The 20,130-nt window shown below is 50.6% G+C and carries 21 protein-coding genes; 13 read left to right on the plus strand and 8 right to left on the minus strand.

The features are described from left to right. Nucleotides 1–9 precede the first annotated feature (9 nt). Nucleotides 10–1,293, minus strand: coding sequence for a DUF2851 family protein (locus GWK09_RS01675; protein ID WP_163691274.1), 1,284 nt, complete (start codon nucleotides 1,291–1,293; stop codon nucleotides 10–12). Nucleotides 1,294–1,349: 56 nt separating this feature from the next. Then, nucleotides 1,350–1,658, minus strand: coding sequence for a rhodanese-like domain-containing protein (locus GWK09_RS01680; protein WP_163691275.1), 309 nt, complete (start codon nucleotides 1,656–1,658; stop codon nucleotides 1,350–1,352). A gap of 178 nt (nucleotides 1,659–1,836) precedes the next feature. Here GWK09_RS01680 and GWK09_RS01685 point away from each other — a divergent pair, with 178 nt between their 5' ends. The 12 genes from GWK09_RS01685 (at nucleotide 1,837) to GWK09_RS01740 (ending at nucleotide 13,395) form a co-directional block, all read left to right on the plus strand. Then, a complete protein-coding gene (locus GWK09_RS01685; RefSeq protein ID WP_163691276.1) occupies nucleotides 1,837–2,283 on the plus strand; it encodes a MarR family winged helix-turn-helix transcriptional regulator in 447 nt (148 codons plus the stop codon). A 6-nt stretch (nucleotides 2,284–2,289) separates the two neighbouring features. Continuing rightward, nucleotides 2,290–2,922 carry an NAD(P)H-dependent oxidoreductase gene (locus GWK09_RS01690; protein ID WP_163691277.1) on the plus strand — a complete coding sequence of 211 codons (633 nt, stop codon included), beginning with the start codon at nucleotides 2,290–2,292 and terminating at the stop codon, nucleotides 2,920–2,922. Between the two features lie 37 nt (nucleotides 2,923–2,959). Then, nucleotides 2,960–3,541, plus strand: a complete 582-nt coding sequence (locus GWK09_RS01695) for a YceI family protein (RefSeq protein WP_163691278.1) — start codon at nucleotides 2,960–2,962, stop codon at nucleotides 3,539–3,541. A 116-nt stretch (nucleotides 3,542–3,657) separates the two neighbouring features. After that, nucleotides 3,658–5,199: an aryl-sulfate sulfotransferase gene (locus GWK09_RS01700; RefSeq protein ID WP_163691279.1), complete on the plus strand. Its 1,542-nt coding sequence runs from the start codon at nucleotides 3,658–3,660 to the stop codon at nucleotides 5,197–5,199. Between the two features lie 243 nt (nucleotides 5,200–5,442). Beyond that, nucleotides 5,443–6,840, plus strand: coding sequence for an anthranilate synthase component I family protein (locus GWK09_RS01705; protein ID WP_163691280.1), 1,398 nt, complete (start codon nucleotides 5,443–5,445; stop codon nucleotides 6,838–6,840). Nucleotide 6,841: 1 nt separating this feature from the next. Further along, nucleotides 6,842–7,411, plus strand: a complete 570-nt coding sequence (locus tag GWK09_RS01710; RefSeq protein WP_163691281.1) for an anthranilate synthase component II — start codon at nucleotides 6,842–6,844, stop codon at nucleotides 7,409–7,411. Next, nucleotides 7,408–8,397, plus strand: coding sequence for an anthranilate phosphoribosyltransferase (trpD, locus tag GWK09_RS01715; protein ID WP_163691282.1), 990 nt, complete (start codon nucleotides 7,408–7,410; stop codon nucleotides 8,395–8,397). Before GWK09_RS01710 ends, trpD begins: the two co-directional genes overlap by 4 nt. Before the next feature lie 2 nt (nucleotides 8,398–8,399). Beyond that, a complete protein-coding gene (gene trpC, locus GWK09_RS01720) occupies nucleotides 8,400–9,185 on the plus strand; it encodes an indole-3-glycerol phosphate synthase TrpC (RefSeq protein ID WP_163691283.1) in 786 nt (261 codons plus the stop codon). After that, entirely contained in the window at nucleotides 9,182–9,838 is a 657-nt protein-coding gene (locus GWK09_RS01725; RefSeq protein ID WP_163691284.1) for a phosphoribosylanthranilate isomerase, read from the plus strand. The genes trpC and GWK09_RS01725 overlap by 4 nt, the downstream gene beginning before the upstream one ends. Nucleotides 9,839–9,843: 5 nt before the next feature. Beyond that, nucleotides 9,844–11,028 carry a tryptophan synthase subunit beta gene (gene trpB, locus GWK09_RS01730; RefSeq protein WP_163691285.1) on the plus strand — a complete coding sequence of 395 codons (1,185 nt, stop codon included), beginning with the start codon at nucleotides 9,844–9,846 and terminating at the stop codon, nucleotides 11,026–11,028. 33 nt (nucleotides 11,029–11,061) lie between these two features. Continuing rightward, nucleotides 11,062–11,832 carry a tryptophan synthase subunit alpha gene (trpA, locus tag GWK09_RS01735; protein ID WP_163691286.1) on the plus strand — a complete coding sequence of 257 codons (771 nt, stop codon included), beginning with the start codon at nucleotides 11,062–11,064 and terminating at the stop codon, nucleotides 11,830–11,832. Between the two features lie 66 nt (nucleotides 11,833–11,898). Then, a complete protein-coding gene (locus tag GWK09_RS01740; protein WP_163691287.1) occupies nucleotides 11,899–13,395 on the plus strand; it encodes a M20/M25/M40 family metallo-hydrolase in 1,497 nt (498 codons plus the stop codon). Nucleotides 13,396–13,461: 66 nt separating this feature from the next. Here GWK09_RS01740 and GWK09_RS01745 read toward each other — a convergent pair whose 3' ends face one another. Next, the gene (locus GWK09_RS01745; protein WP_163691288.1) at nucleotides 13,462–16,011 is read right to left on the minus strand and encodes a phosphoenolpyruvate carboxylase; all 2,550 of its coding nucleotides are present in this window, start codon (nucleotides 16,009–16,011) and stop codon (nucleotides 13,462–13,464) included. 269 nt (nucleotides 16,012–16,280) lie between these two features. Beyond that, nucleotides 16,281–16,940: a uracil-DNA glycosylase family protein gene (locus tag GWK09_RS01750; protein ID WP_163691289.1), complete on the minus strand. Its 660-nt coding sequence runs from the start codon at nucleotides 16,938–16,940 to the stop codon at nucleotides 16,281–16,283. A 117-nt stretch (nucleotides 16,941–17,057) separates the two neighbouring features. Here GWK09_RS01750 and GWK09_RS01755 point away from each other — a divergent pair, with 117 nt between their 5' ends. Beyond that, the gene (locus tag GWK09_RS01755; RefSeq protein ID WP_163691290.1) at nucleotides 17,058–17,186 is read left to right on the plus strand and encodes a 30S ribosomal protein THX; all 129 of its coding nucleotides are present in this window, start codon (nucleotides 17,058–17,060) and stop codon (nucleotides 17,184–17,186) included. Here GWK09_RS01755 and GWK09_RS01760 read toward each other — a convergent pair. From GWK09_RS01760 to GWK09_RS01775, 4 genes are all read right to left on the minus strand, one after another. Then, nucleotides 17,183–17,548: a hypothetical protein gene (locus tag GWK09_RS01760; protein ID WP_163691291.1), complete on the minus strand. Its 366-nt coding sequence runs from the start codon at nucleotides 17,546–17,548 to the stop codon at nucleotides 17,183–17,185. The genes GWK09_RS01755 and GWK09_RS01760 overlap by 4 nt on opposite strands. Before the next feature lie 49 nt (nucleotides 17,549–17,597). Continuing rightward, the gene (yaaA, locus tag GWK09_RS01765) at nucleotides 17,598–18,359 is read right to left on the minus strand and encodes a peroxide stress protein YaaA (RefSeq protein ID WP_163691292.1); all 762 of its coding nucleotides are present in this window, start codon (nucleotides 18,357–18,359) and stop codon (nucleotides 17,598–17,600) included. Between the two features lie 93 nt (nucleotides 18,360–18,452). Further along, nucleotides 18,453–19,493: an RluA family pseudouridine synthase gene (locus GWK09_RS01770; protein ID WP_163691293.1), complete on the minus strand. Its 1,041-nt coding sequence runs from the start codon at nucleotides 19,491–19,493 to the stop codon at nucleotides 18,453–18,455. Next, nucleotides 19,483–20,070: a PASTA domain-containing protein gene (locus GWK09_RS01775; RefSeq protein ID WP_163691294.1), complete on the minus strand. Its 588-nt coding sequence runs from the start codon at nucleotides 20,068–20,070 to the stop codon at nucleotides 19,483–19,485. Before GWK09_RS01775 ends, GWK09_RS01770 begins: the two co-directional genes overlap by 11 nt. Nucleotides 20,071–20,130: the final 60 nt, after the last annotated feature.

Here is a 20,130-nt window from a genome sequence, read left to right on the forward strand (position 1 = left end):
GCCCTAAAATTAGTATTTTCCATACAATAAATAGCGGCCCCACCTGCATTGGAGACATTTATTTTTGCAGCAGTAGTTATTGTGGAGTTCGAGGAGTGCCTGGGATCCTACGGCGTTTCTAACAGGAATCCCTTCCTTATTAAAAAGGCGGGTAACCCGGTTATTCTCCGCCCTGATCGCTCCTATCCATTTCCAGACCGGAGGACATCCGGTCTTGCCAGTCTTCCTTCGATACGCCCAAAGTAAAGGGGCTACCGTGTTGAGGATGAGCAGATCCGTAAAGCGGGCCGAGGTCTCCCTCAAAGTAAATACGCAACCCCTCCCAAAGGAATAATGCGTTTTCCAATACGAACTGGTGTTTGTTTTCATAAGAACTCTCAGATCCGCAAGGGATTCCACCCTCGTGATCCGGTCGAATAAATTCGGGCTTCTGTGAAGTAAAACAGCGATTTGTGAGAGTCTTACCGTAGGGAAATTAGCCGGTCTAAGGGCAAAAAAGACAGGGGTCTGGCAGGCGTCCGAACTGAGTTTAAATTTTGTTTTCAGGAAAGCGTATTCCCTAATCAGGGCCTGGGAATATTCATCCGGGAACCGGATCCTTTCCAGGAGTCCGCTGAGGCCAAAGAACAGGCTCTCGAGTGCAAGGAGGTCTGTCCTGACTTTTAAAAGGACCTGAAAAGGCAAGGCAGTGGCCAGACTCGCAAAGGCCTCACCATTTCGGTTGAGTCCGAAACCCCTCAGAAGGGCCCTGTAAAAAACCTCATCCCAATGATCCGAAGTATCTTCCGCCCAGTGAAGAAATTCGTTTGACCTTCCGTTTAGTCTCTCTTCGAACAGATCTTCCATCCAGGAATGCTTAAGGTGTTCCGGTATCTTATTCAGGTGAGTACTGCAAAGCAAACGGTTATCTGCACTTTGCCCAAGTGCTGCGGCTATTTTAAAGACCTCTTGTTCGGAGACGTAATCTGAGAGTGCCAGGGTGGGAATGAACGTCCCATCTTCCCGTCTTGCCTCGGCATCGGCCTTCCAGACCACGTGGAGGATCACGGCGTTGTAGGCCTTATCGAGATGGTGTTTATGGAGGTACCAATCCGAAGCATGCAAGTGTATTTCCACATGCCCAGACCAGAGATGATCCGCTATGCGTAACTTAGAGAAATGAAAATCGGGTCCTGAACCGGAATTGGGCTTTCCGGCTGCCAATACCTGAAGGGTCTCACCAGATGTGGTAAACAATGGGATACACAACAGATACTGCTCCTCCCAAAGGCGATGAAGTACGGTTTCTCGCATCCTGAAAGATAGGCTTCCAGGCTGCAATCAACATTCAAAAAAGTGTCCTTACCGGTTTATTGAAGTTCACCTTCCCATTCCAAAATACCCCCTTTTAGGTTGTAGGCATTTGGAAAGCCGAGGCTGTTCAGGATCGCACAGGCCTGCCCGCTTCGGTTCCCGGAGCGGCAGTAGACATAATAGTTTTTGCTCTTGTCCAGCTTTTCCAGGGCATCGACAAATGCCTGACCGGTATAAATGTCGATATGTATCGCATCCCCTATCTTTCCATCCTCCACCTCTTCCGGGGTCCTAACGTCCAGGATGACACTGTTGGGATCCTCGGCCGACATCCGGGCCCATTCTTCCTGTGAGAGATCTGCCATAATTCAGATTTTAGTAGGCAAAAATAGGAATACTTCCTTATATAAAATACACTCAAACCCAGAGTTTGAAGAATTGGACCTTAGGGAGCTCAAAAAAGATTTAACAGATTTTTACCATCATGAGATCTCGTGGAGAGGAAATTTATATTACATTTGTATATACAATTGTTGTAACTACATGAATGTAGAGGAAATCATAAAGACCAAAAAAAAGATGCCCCTGCCCAGCAGGACTCTGATCCATTTGATGCTGGTCAACAACAAGATCGTGGAACGCATTACCTGGGCGTTGAAACCCTTTGGCGTTTCCCTTCAGCAATTCAACGTACTGAGGATCCTCCGTGGTCAGGGCGATCAACCCGCGAACCTGTCTACCCTTAATGAGCGCATGGTTTCCAAGATGAGCAATACCACCCGTCTGGTAGACAAGCTTCTCTCCAAAGGTTTAGTAGACCGGTCTATTTGTGAGGCCAACAGGAGAAAGGTGGAGATCACCATCACAGGGGAAGGCCTGGCCGTGCTCGAGGAAATGGATGCCGTGATGCAGCGTACCGAAGCAGAACTTGTGGCCGACCTCAGCGAAGAAGAACTAAAAGAATTGAACACCTTATTAAACAAATTTTAAGTTGCTATGAAAACGTATTTAGAAAGTTTGAACTGGCGCTATGCCACGAAAAAATTCGACAGTGAAAAGGTCATTTCCGAAAAAGACCTGAGCCTGCTCGTGGAGGCCACGCGCCTGAGCGCATCCTCCTTCGGCCTGCAACCCTACCACGTGTTCGTCGTAAAAGACCCGGAAATCAGGACCGAACTGAGAAAAGCCTCCTGGGGACAGTCTCAGATCACGGATGCTTCCCACCTCTTTGTGTTTGCCAGCAAAAAAACATTCGGAGCAGAACTCATCGACAGCTATCTCAGCGAGGTGAGCAACGTCCGGGAGATCCCACAGGAAGGTCTTAAAGCTTATGGAGATTTTATGAAATCCAAACTGGTCCCCCTCCCTGAGGAAGCCAAGGAAACCTGGGCAGCCAAACAAACCTACCTGGCCGTAGGAAACCTGCTTTCCGCTGCCGGGGTTATGGAGATCGATTCCTGCCCTATGGAAGGGTTCGAGGCCGAGACCTATGACCGTATCCTCAAATTGGAGGAACAGGACCTCACCACCTCTGTGGTAGTGGCCCTGGGTTACAGGTCAACCGAGGATGAGACCCAGCATTACAAAAAGGTCAGAAGACCCAAAGAAAGTTTATTCACACTTATATAAACCCTTAACTAGAATCTAATCTTAAAATTTGAACAACATGAAAAAAACAATTCTCAGTATTACCATGGCAGTGGTTTTCGGAACTTTTGCTTCCGCAGCCACCGAACCCACAGAAGTAGTTACCAAAGCCGTTAAAACCGAAGAGAGTTCCGTTATGTGGAAGGCCTATAAGGTAACCGGATCTCATACAGGTCTGGTCAATCTCACCGAAGGGAATCTCCTTTTTGACGGATCTACCCTGGTAGGCGGAAACTTCTCCGTAGACATGACCAGCCTGATCTCCACAGATCTTGAGGGCGACTCAAAAGGCAAGCTTGAAGGGCACCTGAAATCTGACGACTTCTTCAGTGTCGAGAAACACCCGACCTCCACCCTGGTCTTTACCAATGTGAAGTCGATCGGAAAAAATTCCTATGAAGTGACCGGCGATCTGACCATCAAAGGGATCACCAAACCCATCACTTTTGACGTCTCCATCTATGGAAACAAAGCTACTGCTACCGCTAAGATAGACAGGGCCGAGTACAACGTACGTTATGGCTCCGGAAGCTTTTTTGAGAATCTGGGAGACACGACCATCTACGACGAATTTGACCTTGTAGTGGATCTGCAGTTCTAAGAAATCCATTCTTTACAAGAGAATCCTGTACAGTTACTGTGCAGGATTTTTTTGTTTCCGGGCAGCTGGTCGCAAAATTGTTCCTAAAATTCTATTTTTGGGCAAACTTCTCTGACATGACCAGAATCCAAAGCATCCCGGTGGCTTGTTTCGTCTCTTTATGTATATGGCTCCTGAACAGTTGCAGTTCAGGATTTGATTATTCTATCGAACCTGAGCTCAACCCTAATAAAATTGCTCCCCTGACAGCCCTTCTCCGTATAGAAGCTGAGCAACCCGTGAAAGCAACAGTTAAAGTACTGGGGAGCATCCCGGTAGAACAGGAGTTCGAAGAGGTGGCCAAGGTTCTGGAGATCCCGGTAGTGGGTCTCTATCCCGACCGGGAGAACCGCGTGGCTGTTACCCTGAGCTACGCCGGAGGAGAAGTGAGGGATACTGTAAACATCCTGACTGATAAAGTGCCTTCGCATTTCCCACACATCGTGGTGGATATCCTGGACCGTGATAAAATGGCCGGGGGAATGCATGGGTGCGACCTCCATCTTGCCAACAGGGGCACCTTTAGTTCTACACCTCTCATTTTCGATGATGAAGGGAATATCCGATGGTATCTCGATCTCAGCTTTGCCGAAAAAATGGTAAGCCCCTTCCAGCGGCTCAGCGATGGGACCCTGCTGATGGTCAGCAGGCACGTGATCTACGAGTTCGATATGCTGGGTAAGATTATTGGTGAGACCTCCATCAACAACAACTACGGGATGCACCACGATGTGGTGGAACTCCCGGATGGCAACCTGCTGATCGCCGTGGGCAAGCGAAACAATTTTATCAAACTCGACGGAAATTTCGTGGAATCCGACAGCGATTTCATCATCCTCTACGACCGAAAAAACGCTCGGATTGCAAGGGAATGGGATATGGCAAATGTAATGGACGTCAGCCGGAAAGATCTGAATTTCTTCAGGCCGGGGGATTGGTTACATATGAACGGTCTCGCCTTTGATCCACGGGACAACTCCATCATCGTTTCGGGGAAAAACCAGGGACTGTTTAAAATATCCTGGAACAACGAACTCGAATGGATCCTGGCTCCAAAAAAGAACTGGGGGCCTTCCGGAAGGAATGGGGACGGATTTGAGACGGCTCCTTTCCTGCTCACCGCCGTGGACGGGGAAGGAAAGCCATTTCCAAACTCTGTACAGATAGGTACGGAGAGCGCCGATGAATTCGACTTCACATGGGGACCCCATGCTCCCAAAATAAGCCCTGATGGCACCTTGCTCGTATTCGACAACGGCACCTATCGGAACTACGATTCCCAGATACAGTATTCCCGGGCCGTGGAATACAGGATCGATGAAGAAAACAAGACCGTGGAACAACTATGGCAATACGGCAAAGAAAGGGGAAGCAGCTTCTTTTCCACCATTGTGAGTGACGTGGACTACCTGCCGGAGACCCAGACCATCCTGGTCACTTCTGGCTATACCAAGCAAGGAGGCAGGTTGGCAGGAAAGATCGTCGAGGTAGACCGTGAGAGCGGAAAGGAAGTCTTTGAAGCGACCGTGTACATGAAGAGTGTGAACGGGAATAAAACACCTTCCTGGGGACAGACGGATATCCTCTACAGGTCCCAGCGTATGCCACTTAAATACTGACAGACCGTAACCAGGAGATCAAATTGAATAAGTTTCACAGCCCGGCTTTGAATATATCGGAATCCTTTCTATCTTTGGAATCGTGAATAGAATTACAGTACATACTTGGTGGTGGAAGAACTTACGTCCTATGTCGTGAGCGAAGCACATTGAAGTACTACTGTACAAAAAGGCTTGTCTGTCACGACAAGCCTTTTTGCTTTCCTGGAGAACCTGAAGTAGATCTTTAAACGAATTGAAAAAATGCCTTACAAACTGCGGACCCACTACAAGAAGATCCTTGCTGACACCATCACCCCGGTAAGCGTCTACCTGAAGATACGTGATACCTTCCCCAACAGCATCCTGTTGGAGAGTAGCGACTACAGGGCCAATGACAATATGTTTTCCTATATCTGCTGCAATCCCATCGCTTCCATCACAGTAGAGAATGAATGTATTACCGAAAACTTCCCGGATGGGAACATAGAGGAAACCCCTATCGGCCCCAACACAGATGTGGCTGGGGCTATACATCACTTTGCATCACGATTTGAGGTATCTGAGCAGGACTTCAAATTCATCAACAATGGCCTCTTTGGATATCTGGCCTACGATGCAGTCCGGTATTTCGAGGACGTGGATATCCAGAGAAAGGAGGGTTACATTCCCATTCCCGACGCCTACTATGCGGTCTACCAGAATATCATTGCGATCAACCACTTTAAGAATGAGGCCTATATTTTTGCTCATTGCTACGAGCAGGTAAACAACATAGACCGGATAGAGCAATTGCTGAATGCCCGTAATTTCGCCTCCTATACCTTTGCCAAGTCTGGCGCCCGTGAGACGAACCTGAAAGACGAGGCTTACAGGGAATTCGTGGGCAAGGCCAAGGAACACTGTCACCGGGGGGACGTCTTCCAACTCGTCCTTTCTCGCAGGTTCTCCCAGAGGTTCAAAGGTGATGATTTTAACGTCTACCGGGCTCTGCGGTCCATCAACCCCTCTCCCTACCTCTTCTATTTCGATTATGGGGATTTCAAAATATTCGGAAGTTCCCCGGAGGCACAACTGATCGTGAAGGACGGGAAGGCCGAGATCCATCCTATCGCCGGGACCTTCAAAAGGACGGGAAATGACGAAGAGGATGCGGTACTCGCCAAAAAACTCTCAGAGGATGCGAAGGAGAACAGTGAGCATGTGATGCTGGTCGACCTGGCGCGGAACGACCTCAGCAGGAACGGAACCCGGGTTAAGGTAGAAAACTACAGGGAAGTACAGTACTTCTCCCACGTGATCCACCTGGTCTCAAAGGTCAGCGCTATGAAAAAGAAGGACATAGACACCCTGAAAGTGGTTGCCGATACCTTTCCGGCCGGCACCCTCAGCGGAGCTCCCAAACACCGGGCCATGCAATTGATAGAAGAATACGAACCGACCAACAGGGGGTATTACGGAGGGGCGATCGGCTTCATGGATTTCCACGGGAACTTCAACCACGCTATTATGATACGGACCTTCCTCAGCAAAGACCATACCCTGTATTACCAGGCAGGAGCCGGTCTTGTGGCCGCCTCCGACCCGGAAGCGGAACTGCAGGAGACATACAACAAACTGGGTGCACTGAACAAAGCGCTTGAAATCGCTGAAGACCTCTAGGATGATGAAGGTATTGATGATCGACAACTACGACAGTTTCACCTATAATCTGGTGCACTACCTGGAAGACCTGGGATGCGAGGTGACGGTTAAAAGAAACGACAAATTATCCCTGCAGGACGTGGAACCCTTTCAAAAGATCATTTTGAGCCCCGGTCCGGGCATCCCGGATGAGGCGGGATTGCTCAAGGAGATCATAGCGACCTTTTCCCCCAGCAGGAGTATCTTTGGGGTATGCCTGGGGCAACAGGCCATAGGAGAGGTATTTGGGGGTCGATTGATCAACCTGCCCGAGGTGTATCACGGAGTGGCGACCGAAGTAGATATCGTAAAAAACGACCCTTTATTCATTGGCCTGCCTTCGAGGATCTCGGTAGGTCGGTATCATTCCTGGGTGGTAGACCCTGACCTCCCCCCTGATCTCATAGGGACCTCCTTTGATGCCAATGGTCAGCTTATGTCTCTCAGGCACAGAGAATACGATGTGAGCGGGGTACAATTCCACCCTGAATCCGTCCTCACCCCTGAGGGCAAGAAGATATTAGCGAACTGGATAGAGCAAAAACCATGAAAGAAACATTGAACCGGTTGATCAACCACGAGGTCCTGAGCAGGGAAGACGCCCGCTCCATCCTGATCAGGATGGCCAGGGGGGAATACAACCCTTCACAGACCGCGGCCTTTCTCACGGTGTATATGATGCGTAGCGTGACCATAGGAGAACTCGAAGGTTTCAGGGATGCCCTGCTGGAACTTTGCCTGGCGGTAGACCTGTCGGCCTATGACCCTGTCGACCTATGCGGTACAGGGGGAGACGGGAAGGACACCTTCAATATTTCAACCCTTGCATCCTTCGTAACGGCGGGAGCGGGAATACCGGTGACCAAACACGGGAATTACGGCGTATCCTCTACCTGTGGCAGCAGCAACGTGCTCGAATTCCTGGGTATCCGCTTCAGCAATGAGGAAGACTTTCTCAGAAAATGCATGGATACTGCCGGGATCTGCGTCCTGCACGCGCCTCTGTTCCATCCGGCCATGAAGAACGTCGCCCCCATCCGAAGGGAACTGGGTGTCAAGACGTTTTTCAACATGCTCGGCCCCATGGTAAATCCGGCCTTCCCAAAAAACCAGATCGTGGGGGTTTTCAATCTTGAGCTCGCCCGGATGTACGGCTACCTTTACCAGAACACCGACAAGAAATACACCATCCTCCACGCCCTCGACGGTTATGATGAGATCTCCCTGACCGGACGTACCAAGACCATTTCCCATACGACCGAGGCTATGTTACTGCCTGAAGATTTTGGCATAGGTCAGATACAGGGAGGCGATATCGCCGGAGGAGATTCTATAGAGGCCTCCGCGCAGATCTTTATGGACGTGCTCCAGGGGAAGGGTACCGAAGCCCAGAAACATGTGGTCTGCGCCAATGCGGGCATTGCTATCGCCACCGTAAAGGATCTCAGCCCGAAAGAAGGATTTGAGATCGCCATGGAATCCCTGAACAGCGGTGCTGGACTAAAAACCTTCAAAACCCTCCAAGAAATCAGCTGACCATGGATATCCTTCAAAAAATAGTACAGCAGAAATCGAGGGAAATCGCCCTTAAAAAATCCCTTGTACCCCCTCGTTATCTCGAACATAGCCCCCTATTTGAAAGGCAGGGGAACTCGCTTTCACAGGCACTTCAAAAGAGTGGTTCCGGGATCATTGCGGAATTCAAACGGAGATCGCCTTCCCGCCCAAAGATCAACCAGCACAGCCCGGTGCAAGAGGTGGCTGCCGGATACGAAAGTGCGGGCGCTTGCGGGATGTCTGTCCTTACTGACGTACACTTCTTCGGGGGCAGCCTGGAGGACCTCCTCATAGCCCGTTCCACCACCCGATTCCCTCTCCTGCGCAAGGAATTCATCATAGACGAGTACCAGATCCTGGAGGCGAAGGCCCATGGAGCCGATGTGATCCTGCTCATAGCCGCCATCCTGGAGACCCGACAAATAAAAGATTTCACCGAGCTGGCAGGTAGCCTCGGTCTTGAGATCCTCCTCGAGGTACACGACGAGGCCGAACTAAAAAGAGCATTCATACCTGGGATACAGATGGTTGGGGTCAACAACCGCAACCTGAAGACCTTTGAAGTTTCCCTGGAAACCAGCAAGAGGATCGCACCCCTTATCCCCGAGGCGGTGATCAAAGTTTCCGAAAGCGGCATTTCCCGGCCCGAAGCCATTAAGGACCTGAGGAAAGCGGGATTCAGGGGCTTTTTGATAGGGGAGCATTTTATGGCTGCCGACGAGCCCGGGATCAAGGCCATGGAATTCATCAAAGCAATGGAACCATGAAGATCAAGGTTTGTGGCATGAAATTCCCGGAGAATATGCAGGAAGTGGCCTCACTCCGGCCCGATTACCTCGGCTTTATCTTCTGGGAACCCTCCCCCAGATATTTTTCAGGCTCCCTGCCCGAACTCCCTGACCATATCAGGAAGGTAGGGGTCTTTGTGGATGCCCCCATCCCTTATATCCTGGAAAAGACCAGGGATCACTCCCTGGATATGATACAATTGCACGGGGATGAATCCCCCGATTTTTGCATCTCCCTAAAGGAAGAACTATCCACCGTGATAGAACACGAAAAAGGCCGCAAGGGGCCGACGGGTGTGGTCAAGGCATTTGCCGTAGATAAAAGCTTTTCCTTCGACTCCCTGAGATCCTACGAGCCCGGGGTCGATTATTTCCTCTTTGACAGCAAGGGACCACTGCCCGGGGGGAATGGATTTGCATTCGACTGGAGTCTCCTGGAGGGCTATACCCTCAACACCCCCTTCTTCCTCAGCGGGGGTATCGGAATGGCAGAAACGGAAAATCTGCGGCATTTCCTCAAGACCCCCCTGGCGGAGAAATGCCACGCCATCGATGTGAACAGCGGCTTTGAGGTACGGCCGGGCCTGAAGGATCCCAGCCGGCTACAAACCTTTATAAAAAAAATAATGTGATGAAAATGAATCGGTATCAAGCAGACGAAAGAGGGTATTACGGGGAGTTCGGCGGAGCCTTTATCCCTGAGATGCTCTATCCCAATACGGAGGAACTCAGGCAAAACTACCTGAGAATCATGGGTGAACCGGATTTCCAGGAAGAATTCCGGCAACTTCTTAGGGACTACGTGGGAAGGCCCACCCCCCTCTATTTCGCCAAGAGGCTCTCTGAAAAATTCAAGGCCAGGATCTACCTGAAGCGGGAAGACCTCTGCCATACAGGGGCCCATAAGGTGAACAACACCATAGGTCAGATCCTGATGGCAAAGAAACTGGGTAAGAGCCGGATCATCGCTGAGACCGGGGCCGGCCAGCACGGAGTGGCCACAGCTACGGTCTGTGCCCTTATGGGGATGGAATGCATCGTCTACATGGGGGAGGTGGATATCGCCCGACAGGCTCCCAACGTGGCCCGGATGAAAATGCTCGGAGCTGAGGTGAGACCTGCAAGATCCGGGAGCCGTACCCTGAAGGACGCCACCAACGAGGCCATACGGGACTGGATCAACAACCCCGTGAATACCCACTACATCATAGGTTCCGTCGTAGGACCCCATCCCTACCCGGATATGGTTGCCAGATTTCAGGCTGTGATCTCTGAAGAAATTAAATGGCAACTGAAGGAAAAAGAAGGAAAGGAAGATCCCGATTACGTGGTTGCCTGCGTGGGTGGCGGGAGCAATGCAGCCGGCACCTATTATCACTACCTGGATAATGAACAGGTAGGCATCATCGCCGTCGAAGCGGCAGGGAAAGGGGTGGACTCCGGGGAGAGTGCCGCCACTTCCGCCCTTGGGAAGGTAGGGATCATACACGGCAGTAAGACCCTGCTTATGCAGACCGGGGATGGGCAGATCACGGAACCCTATTCCATTTCGGCCGGACTCGACTATCCCGGGGTAGGTCCCATGCATGCCCATCTCTACAAATCGGGGCGGGCAGATTTTATCGCTATTACGGATGATGAGGCCATGGCGGCCGGACTCATGGTTTCCCAGCTCGAAGGGATCATCCCTGCCATTGAAACCTCCCATGCCTTTGCCATTTTCGATCACAGGACATTCAAACCGGACGATATCATCGTCATCAACCTCTCCGGACGGGGCGATAAGGACCTGCAGACCTATATCGATTATTTTAAACTGTAAAGGAGAGCATTTTCGACTAAAGAAATAGAGTTTATGAACAGGATTCAAGAGAAAATGAGATCGGGTCACAAGTTGCTGTCCATCTATTTTACAGCCGGGTACCCAAAGTTGGAAGACACCGTCCCCGTCATCGAAGCCCTGGATGAAGCGGGGGTCGACATGATAGAAATAGGCCTCCCTTTTAGCGACCCCCTGGCAGACGGACCCACCATTCAGGCCAGTTCCACGGCTGCACTGAAAAATGGAATGCATACCGAACTTTTATTCCGGCAACTGAAAGGCATAAGGGAGAAGACAGACATCCCGTTGATCATCATGGGGTACTTCAACCCCGTGTTGCAATACGGCGTGGAAGCCTTTTGCAAAAAATGTCGGGAAGTGGGCATTGACGGCCTCATCCTACCGGACCTCCCGCTGGATGTGTATCAGGAGGAATACGAGCCACTCTTTAAGGCGAACGGCCTCCTCAATGTCTTTCTGATCACCCCCCAGACCCCAAATGAACGCATACGGAAGATAGACGAAGGATCCGATGGATTTATCTATATGGTGAGTTCGGCCAGTACCACAGGTGCCAGGGACGGGTTCGGGCCGGAACAGCGGGCGTATTTTGAAAGGATCCATTCCATGGGCCTGAAGAATCCCCAGATCGTTGGTTTCGGGATCAGCAATGCCGATACTTTTGCGCAGGCCACCACCCATGCCCATGGGGCTATCATAGGATCGGCCTTTATCAAAATGCTGACTGAAGACGGAAAAACCGGCATTGCACCCTTTATCCGTTCTATCAGAAAGAGTCCCTGAAAATTGCGTGGAATTTCTTTCAGAGATAGAGAAAAATGTACATTTAGGCACCAAAACCGCTGAACCATGAAACGATCACTTGGAATCCTTTCTTTCTTTTTCCTGGGGATATTCTCCCATGCGCAGGATGAGATGACACTGAAGTCGCAGGTACGCCACGCCATCGATGAACTCGTGCAATTCGTGGCCATTCCCAACGACGCCCTGGACGAGGCAGACATCAACAGGAACATCAGCTGGCTTACCCGACAGTTCAATGACAGGGGTTTTAACACCACCGTGCTGCCCACGGAAGGCAGGCCTTTGTTCTTTGCCGCCCTGCCGATGGAAGATGGCAAACCCACGGTACTCCTCTATATGCATTTTGACGGACAATCCGTGGATACTTCCAAATGGGACCAGGCCAACCCCTACAAGGTGGTTTTAAAGGCTCCTGAAAATGGGAGTTTCACCGAGGTGTCCTTCGATCAATTGCAGGACGATATCAATTACGACTGGCGTCTTTTCGGGAGGTCGACTTCAGATGACAAGGGACCCATCGTCATGTTCCTCAACGCCATCGACCTCCTGAGAAAGGAAAACAGGTCTCTGCCCTTCAACATAAAAGTGATCCTGGACGGGGAAGAAGAAAAGAGCAGCAAGCCCCTACCAAAAGCGGTAAAAAATTACAGGGACCTGCTGGCGGCTGATTTCCTCCTTATCAATGATGGGCCGGTACACGCCTCTGGCCTGCCTACCGTGGTCTACGGCTGTCGCGGGATCACTTCCCTGAGCATCACCACTTACGGGCCGGAATTTCCTCAGCACAGCGGTCACTATGGCAATTATGCCCCAAACCCCGGATTCCGACTGGCCCGATTATTAGCGGGCATGAAGGATGAAGAGGGAAGAGTAACCATTCCGGGATTCTATCAGGGGATAAGTCTTGACGATGCTTCTATGAAGGTGCTGAAAAGCGTACCGGAAGATAATCGGAAGATCAATGAGTATCTTGGAATCAACACGCCGGACCTGGTGGGACAGTTCTATCAGGAATCCCTGCAGTACCCGTCATTGAACGTCAGGGGCCTGGGTTCAGCCTGGATAGGAGAAAAAGCGAGGACCATCGTCCCCGCTACAGCAACTGCCGAAATAGATATCAGGCTGGTGCCCGAATCCGATGGCACCCGCCTTAAAAAACTGGTCAGGACCTATATCGAAAAACAGGGGTATTTCGTGACCGATTCCATCCCAACCCGGGAGGAAAGATTACAACATCCCAGGATAGTAACCCTCAATGAGGGTTCGGTCACCGATGCCTTCAGGACGGACCTGGACAATGCGTACGGGAATTTTATTGTGAAAACGCTGGGCGATGCCTTTGGCCAGCCCGTGGTACAGATCAGGATCATGGGCGGAACGGTCCCTATCGCTCCTTTTGTCAACGAGCTGAAGATCCCCGCCTTTATTGTCCCCATGGTCAACCCCGACAACAATCAGCACAGCCCCAACGAAAACCTTAGGATCGGGCAGATCGAGTACGGGATCAAAACATTTTATTCCCTGCTTAGCAGTCGGATGTAACCTCCTCTGCGCTAGGCATGAAAAACGGTGAAAAAACTTCTTCCTTAAGATGCGGTACGGTAGGGCCTAGGCTGAATTCCTGCTCGCATTGATATTTCCATAGAGGGAACGGGTCACGATCTTTTCGTATACCTCCTTGTGAGGGTTGTCCTCGTCTGCTATCCTAGCCAGGGCATATTGCTGGATGACAAGCAGGGGCAGTACGATGTTCTCACGGATCTTTATGGATTCCCGGGAGATGGACTCGTTCTGCATCAGGATCTTGAACCCGCTGATCTTCAACAACATGCTCTTGGAAAGCTCGTATTCCTCATGCAGCAGCTCCCAGAATTCCCCGAATTCCGGATCTTCCTTCATATAGGCGGTGAGCTCAAAATACGACTTGGAAAGGGCCATCATACTGTTGAGCATAAGGGCTTCAAAGAAGGGCACTTCCCGGTACAGTTTCCTGAGATCCCTGAGTTTTCCTTTTTCCACCAGGGTATGGAGGGCCGTCCCTATCCCGTAATATCCAGGAACATTTTGTTTGAGCTGGCTCCAGGAGCCAACAAAGGAGATGGCCCTTAGATCCGAGAGCTCCAGTTTGGCTTTTTGCCCCCTTTTTCCCGGCCGGCTTCCGATATTGGCGCGGGTGTAGTATTTCAGGGTACTCTTGTGCTCCAGGTAAGGAATGAACTTGGGGTGTTGTTTCAGAGCATCGTATTTATCAAAACTCAACTGGGAAAGTTGCTCTATCAGCCTGCGTGATGAAGCGGATATCTTATGTTCCTTTCCGAACAGGTTATTAGACAGGCCGGCTGTGAGGAGTTGCTCGGAGTTGTGGATGAACTGTTCCTTAGTGCCATAGGTGCTCGTGATGGTCTGTCCCTGTATGGTGAGTTGTATCTCGTTGTTGGCGATATCCCGGGTCTGGGCCGCGTAAAACCTGTGGGTCTTGCCCCCTCCCCTGGCGGGTGGCCCACCCCTTCCATCGAAAAAGATTGCCTTGTACCCGTGTTTAGAGCAAACTTTCGATAGCGTCTCTTTGGTCTTAAAGATAGACCAGTTGGCCCGCAGGTAACCCCCGTCTTTCGTTCCGTCGGAAAAGCCCAGCATCATGGTCTGTTTCAGCTCCCTTCTCTCCAGGTGGGCCTTGTATTCCGGCAGGGCGAACAAGGTGGTCATGATCTTTTCGGACCGGTCCATTCCTTTCATGGTTTCGAATAGGGGTACGATGTCGAAGGCGATCTCGTCAGGGCGGTATCCGCACCATCGAAAGAGGGCATAGACAAAGAGGACGGAAAAAATGTCTTCGGAATTGCTGATGATATACCGGTTGCACCCTTCATCCCCGTTCTTGGCCTTGATGGACCTGAGTTGTTTGATATTGCGGATGGTATCCTTGTGGATCTCGTCTTCAAAGTCGGATTCCTTTAAGGCGAGCTGTTCCTTAAGCAGGATGCGGGTGAGTTCCTTCTCCTTCAGTTCGGAAAGGGAGCTATTGATCATTCCGGCTTTTAAAAGAACTTCCTCCACGAGCTGGTAGTGCTTGCTGTGGTCCTGCCTGATATCGAGGATGGCGAAATGGGTCCTGAAAATATTGACCTTGTCCATGAGCTTCTCAAGGTCGCCTTTGTAGAGTCCCTGGTACTGTTGATCCACGACCTCCCGGATCTCCTCCAGGGGAGTGATGATCTCCTGGTAACTCAGCGGCTTCTCCACGTCGAACATGGAAACGTAGAGCTTGTCGAGCAGGGAATTGAGGGGGTCCTGCACCCCTTTGAAGGTCAGTTTTTTCCTGAGCCCTTTCAGTTCGTTGTAGTAACACTTCATCAGGGTGATCCGGAGCTCGTCTGCCACATTCATGGTGATATCCGCGGTGACAAAGGGATTGCCGTCCCGGTCGCCCCCAGGCCAGAACCCCAGTTTCAGGATGTTGTAATTCTCAAATTTTTCATTTCGGATATGACTCTTAATATAGGAATACAGTTCGCCCACGGCATCGTAATAAATATGCCTGAGGATGTAAATGATGTTCCGGGCCTCCTCCAGGGGGGTGGGTTTTTTGGCGTTTATCAGGGAGGTGAGTCCCAACTGTTGCAGGACAAGGTCGATGTCGTTGATCCTGTCATCGAGAATCAGTTTCCTCAGCTCTTCTATGATGTCCAGGACCGAGGGGGTATAGAATTGGGTCGGATGGGCGGTTAGGACGATACGGGCACTGAAGTTCTCCAGCTGCCTGGAAATGGCGTTCCAGTTGCTGGATTTATTCGCCATCTGGAAGTAATCCCGGATAGACCTGGAAGTACTGTATTCGTGCAACCTGGGAAATGCGGCGTCCTCCACGCTGTCATACAATACCACCTGCCGCTCCACGTATTGAATGATCTTGAACATGAAATCGATCCGTTCCTGTTCTGTAGACAGTTGGGCGTAGTATTCGAAGAAATGATCCATGATCTCCCGGGGGTTCTGGCCAGACTGCAATCCCTTTTCGCACTGCTGAAAGAGAAGGGGGATCATCACCCCTATGTTTTCAATGTTCTGGTAAGGAAGGTTCAGGAACAGGCTGTTGTAGACATAGAACTTGTTGGTGACCAGTTTCTTGAATTCTTCTAATCGCTTGGTATTTGGCATAATGCTGTGCTAGTTTTGGATGGCCCCCAGGTTTGCCTGAGGTTAAACCCGGGTAAAGGTCTGCAATAATCTGTTTTTGACGGTCAGTTCCGGCCCTAAATAACAAAATAATGCATCCTGACAACAAAACCAACAGCCTTCACAACACAAATTATTTTTCTCCTCAAACCTGTCCTACATTGCAGGAGTAAATCAAGAAAACAATTTTTCATTTTCACATAGTGTTCTCGTGAAAGGGCCCTGTTCATAAGCAGGGCTCTTTTTTTGTTTCAGAAATAGGGTCTGTATTGCATGACCCTGAAATCTAGGGTAGTGAATGATTGGTCTTGTTCTTTCTTAAGCTTAAACTCCCTCATGCTCCCCACGGCCCGGTTTGCAGACCCCGAAGGCGCCGTCAAAGAAACCGTCCGGATGGTTCTGCCTTTTACACCCAGATCGAATTCGTGGATCCGTGGCACCTCCTTCTCTACAGGGCGCAGCGATATCGCATGGCCTTTTAACAACCTGCGGAAGAGATACTCCGGCCCGTTGAGGCTATTCCCCCCTGTGAACAGGAGAGTATGGATTTTCTGGAATTCTTCCAGGTACCCGAGCAGATCACGCAGTTCGATATCCTTCATCCCCAGGTCGGAGGCATCCATTTTATCCCGCCACGCACAGGCCACCACATCGCAGATGGCTATCTTCCGGTCCCTTAAAAATTGCTTCCGTTCTTCCACCGCGGCTTCCGTGGTCTCATAGTTGAGGCCGAGCTGAAAGATCTTGTCGAGGATTGGCCAGAGCTGCCCGTCCCTGCTGCCATAGCAGAAATCCACGTCTCCCGGTAAAAGTTCACCCGTTGTGAACCTGGGTGGGGGAAGTGTCCCAACGATCATTTTCGTGGCCCCGGGAAAGAGAAATGGCGGATAGGGATGAGTATGCCTGAACAAACCTGTTTTATTTGAAGGTGAAAGATACTCTTAATCCTATTTCATTTCAAGGGTTGACTGCCTGGCCCACTTGACCTTTTGGGCAACTTTGATTACCTTAAGGAAAACTTTCATAAAATGGGAAAAGGAGATAAAGGCAGCAAGCGCGGTAAGATCGCAAACAAGTCCTATGGCGTAAGAAGGCGCAGGAAGATCAAAAAACGACCCACCGTCGAGGAAAAGATCAGCATCAAAGGGAAGACCTAGTCGATCACGAATTCAAGGACGACCTCCCCCTCTTCCGTAATGCTGAGGTCGTAGGTATAAAGGCCGATGGGGAGTTCTTCCTCTCCCACAAAGTCGATGGGCTGGAGCACAAAGGTCTCCTCCCCGGAGGTGATCTGAATGTAATTGTACCGGTAAGCCGATTCGTATTCCTGGTAATCAGAAAAGGCATCGGACCCCACGTTCTCATAGATGTGCTCTTCATTCTCCACCAGGACCCGGTCAAAAGTGAGGGAACTGGAGTTCTTGATGCGGAGTTGGACCGATGTGAGATCGTCATCCCTGTCTGAACAGGATACAGATAGCACGATCAGGGAAACCAGTATGAAAAGTGACTTTCTCATTTTGGAAAAATGAAGGGTTTATAGGTAAAACGCTGACTTCCCCGAAATATTACCGCACAAAGACCGGTTGGTTCTCCCTGAGGGTGTGTTCTCTGCTGTACTGGTACCCGTCTTCAGCGAATCCCCTTATCTCTTCCAGGGAGTTTGCTCCCGTCTCTATAAGGTATCGCACCATGGAACCCCTTGCCTTTTTAGCAAAGAAACTTAAGACCTTCAGTTTGTCATTCTTCCAGTCCTTGAAGATCGGGGTGATTACCTCCGCCTTGAGTTTCTTTTCCTCCAGGGCCGAATAATATTCATTGCTCGCCAGGTTCACCAGGATCTCCCCTTCATCCATCTCCTCGTTCAGGGCTGAGGTAAGGGTAGTTTTCCAGAAGTCGTACAGGTTCTTTTTCCTGCCTATCTTCAGGGATGTACCCATCTCCAGGCGATAGGGCTGGATAAGGTCGAGAGGCCTGAGCATGCCGTAAAGTCCGGAGAGGATACGCAGCTTTTCCTGAATGGCCGGCAGCTTATCCTCTGAGAGGGAGTAGGCATCCAATCCGGTATAGACATCCCCGTTAAAAGCGTACAGGGCAGGCCTGGCATTATCCGGAGTAAAGGGCAGACTGAAGCTTTGATTTCGTTCCCAGTTGAGTTCTGCGAGTTGGGAGGAGATATCCATGAGGTTCATAAGGGCTTTGGGTTTCTTCCTGGCCAATACCTTGTGGATCTTCTGAGTTTCCTCCAAAAAATCGGGCATTGTATATTGATCCGTAGGCAGTTTGGAATCGAAGTCGAGCGACTTAGCCGGGGAAATTACGATCTTCATAACGCGCAGTTTTAGGCGAAAATAGGGAGGATTATCCCAAAAAGGGAATCTGCGGATTAATTGTTATCAATAGGGATATCGAAAGGGCTTATACTATTGGCTGTGCCTTGCGTACTGCCTCCATTTGTCGATACAGGCTGCCATGTCTTCAGGGATCTCGGAGTCGAACTGCATCCGCTTACCTGTCCTTGGGTGATCGAAACCGAGTGTCTTGGCATGCAGGGCCTGCCTGGGTAGGATCTTGAAGCAATTTTCTACGAATTGCTTGTATTTGGTAAAGGTGGTGCCTTTCAGGATCTTATCCCCCCCGTATCTGTCATCGTTGAACAGGGTGTGACCTATGTGCTTCATATGCACCCTGATCTGGTGGGTACGGCCGGTCTCCAGTTCACAATTCACCAGAGTGACATAGCCCAGGCGTTCCAGGACGCGGTAATGGGTGATGGCCTCCTTCCCCTGCTCTCCCTCCGGAAATACCTGCATTTGCAATCTGTTCTTGGGATTGCGGCCAATAGCACCTTCTACAGTGCCTTCCTCTTCCTCCATATTGCCCCAGACCAGGGCCACATACTGGCGGTCACTGGTCTTTTCGAAGAACTGCCTGGCCAGGTGTGCCATGGCCTCGTCGGTCTTCGCGATCACCAGGAGGCCGGAAGTGTCCTTGTCTATCCGGTGTACCAGTCCGGGCCTGCCACTAGAATTTTCAGGAAGGTCCTTGATGTGATAGGCCAGCGCGTTAACCAGCGTGCCCGAATAATTTCCGTGGCCAGGGTGCACCACCATGCCGGCGGGTTTGTTCACCACGAGCAAGGTTTCATCCTCGTAAACGATATCCAGGGGGATGTCCTCAGGGGTGAGAAGGAGTTCGTAAGGAGGATGTTCGAAAAGGACGCGAACTTCGTCCCCTGCCTTCACCCGGTAATTCTGCTTGACCACCTTGTTGTTGACCCAGATATTTCCCCCTCTGGCAGCCTGCTGAATCTTGTTGCGGGTGGCATTCTCTATAAAATTCATCAGGAATTTATCTACCCTGAGCGGTTCCTGTCCTTTGCCCGCCACAAAGCGAAAATGTTCAAAGAGGTCGTCTTCCCCGGGATCTGAGACCGGGTTCGGGTCTGGAAGCTTACTGGGCATCGGCCTTGATCCTTGCCTGCCCGGGAATGGTACCATTCCCACAGATCAATTCTATCTTTGAGGTCTTCGGAAGTTTGTCCCCCGGTTGGATATTCTTGCCCTTGAACCGAACGTAATAGACCATATCCTTTCCCAGTTCGTCTATGTAGGTGATCCTCTCTACATCGAGACCAACCGCCCTGAGCATAGAGGTGGCATTGCGCTGGGTCACCTGTACGATGTTGGGGACGGTGACCTTTTTGTATCCCGAAGGGTTAATCGTCACGTAGATCTTCCTGTTCTCCTTCACGAAATTCCCGGCGGGCGGGTTTTGTTCGATCACTGAGAATCGAGGGTAATCCGGGTCATAGTTGGCAGAATCGAGTACTTCATACCTGAGATTGGCCTCTTCGATGGCCTCGCGCATTTCCATCACGGACATCTTGGACACATTGGGCACCTCGACAAGCTCCCCGTGGTGGGTCGACGTTTTGAGCCACTGCAGGGTGAGCCAGGAGATCACCAAAATGGCGACCAGACCCAGCCCGAGGTTGATCAGGAAGGTCTTGCTGCGGAGAAAATTGATAAAATTCCTCATAAAGTTTTCAGGTATCGCCAGGCAAAGATAGGAAACGGAATGCTTTTTTCTTTACTTTGA

The organism is Muriicola jejuensis, assembly GCF_010671595.1.
GTDB lineage: Bacteria > Bacteroidota > Bacteroidia > Flavobacteriales > Flavobacteriaceae > Muriicola > Muriicola jejuensis.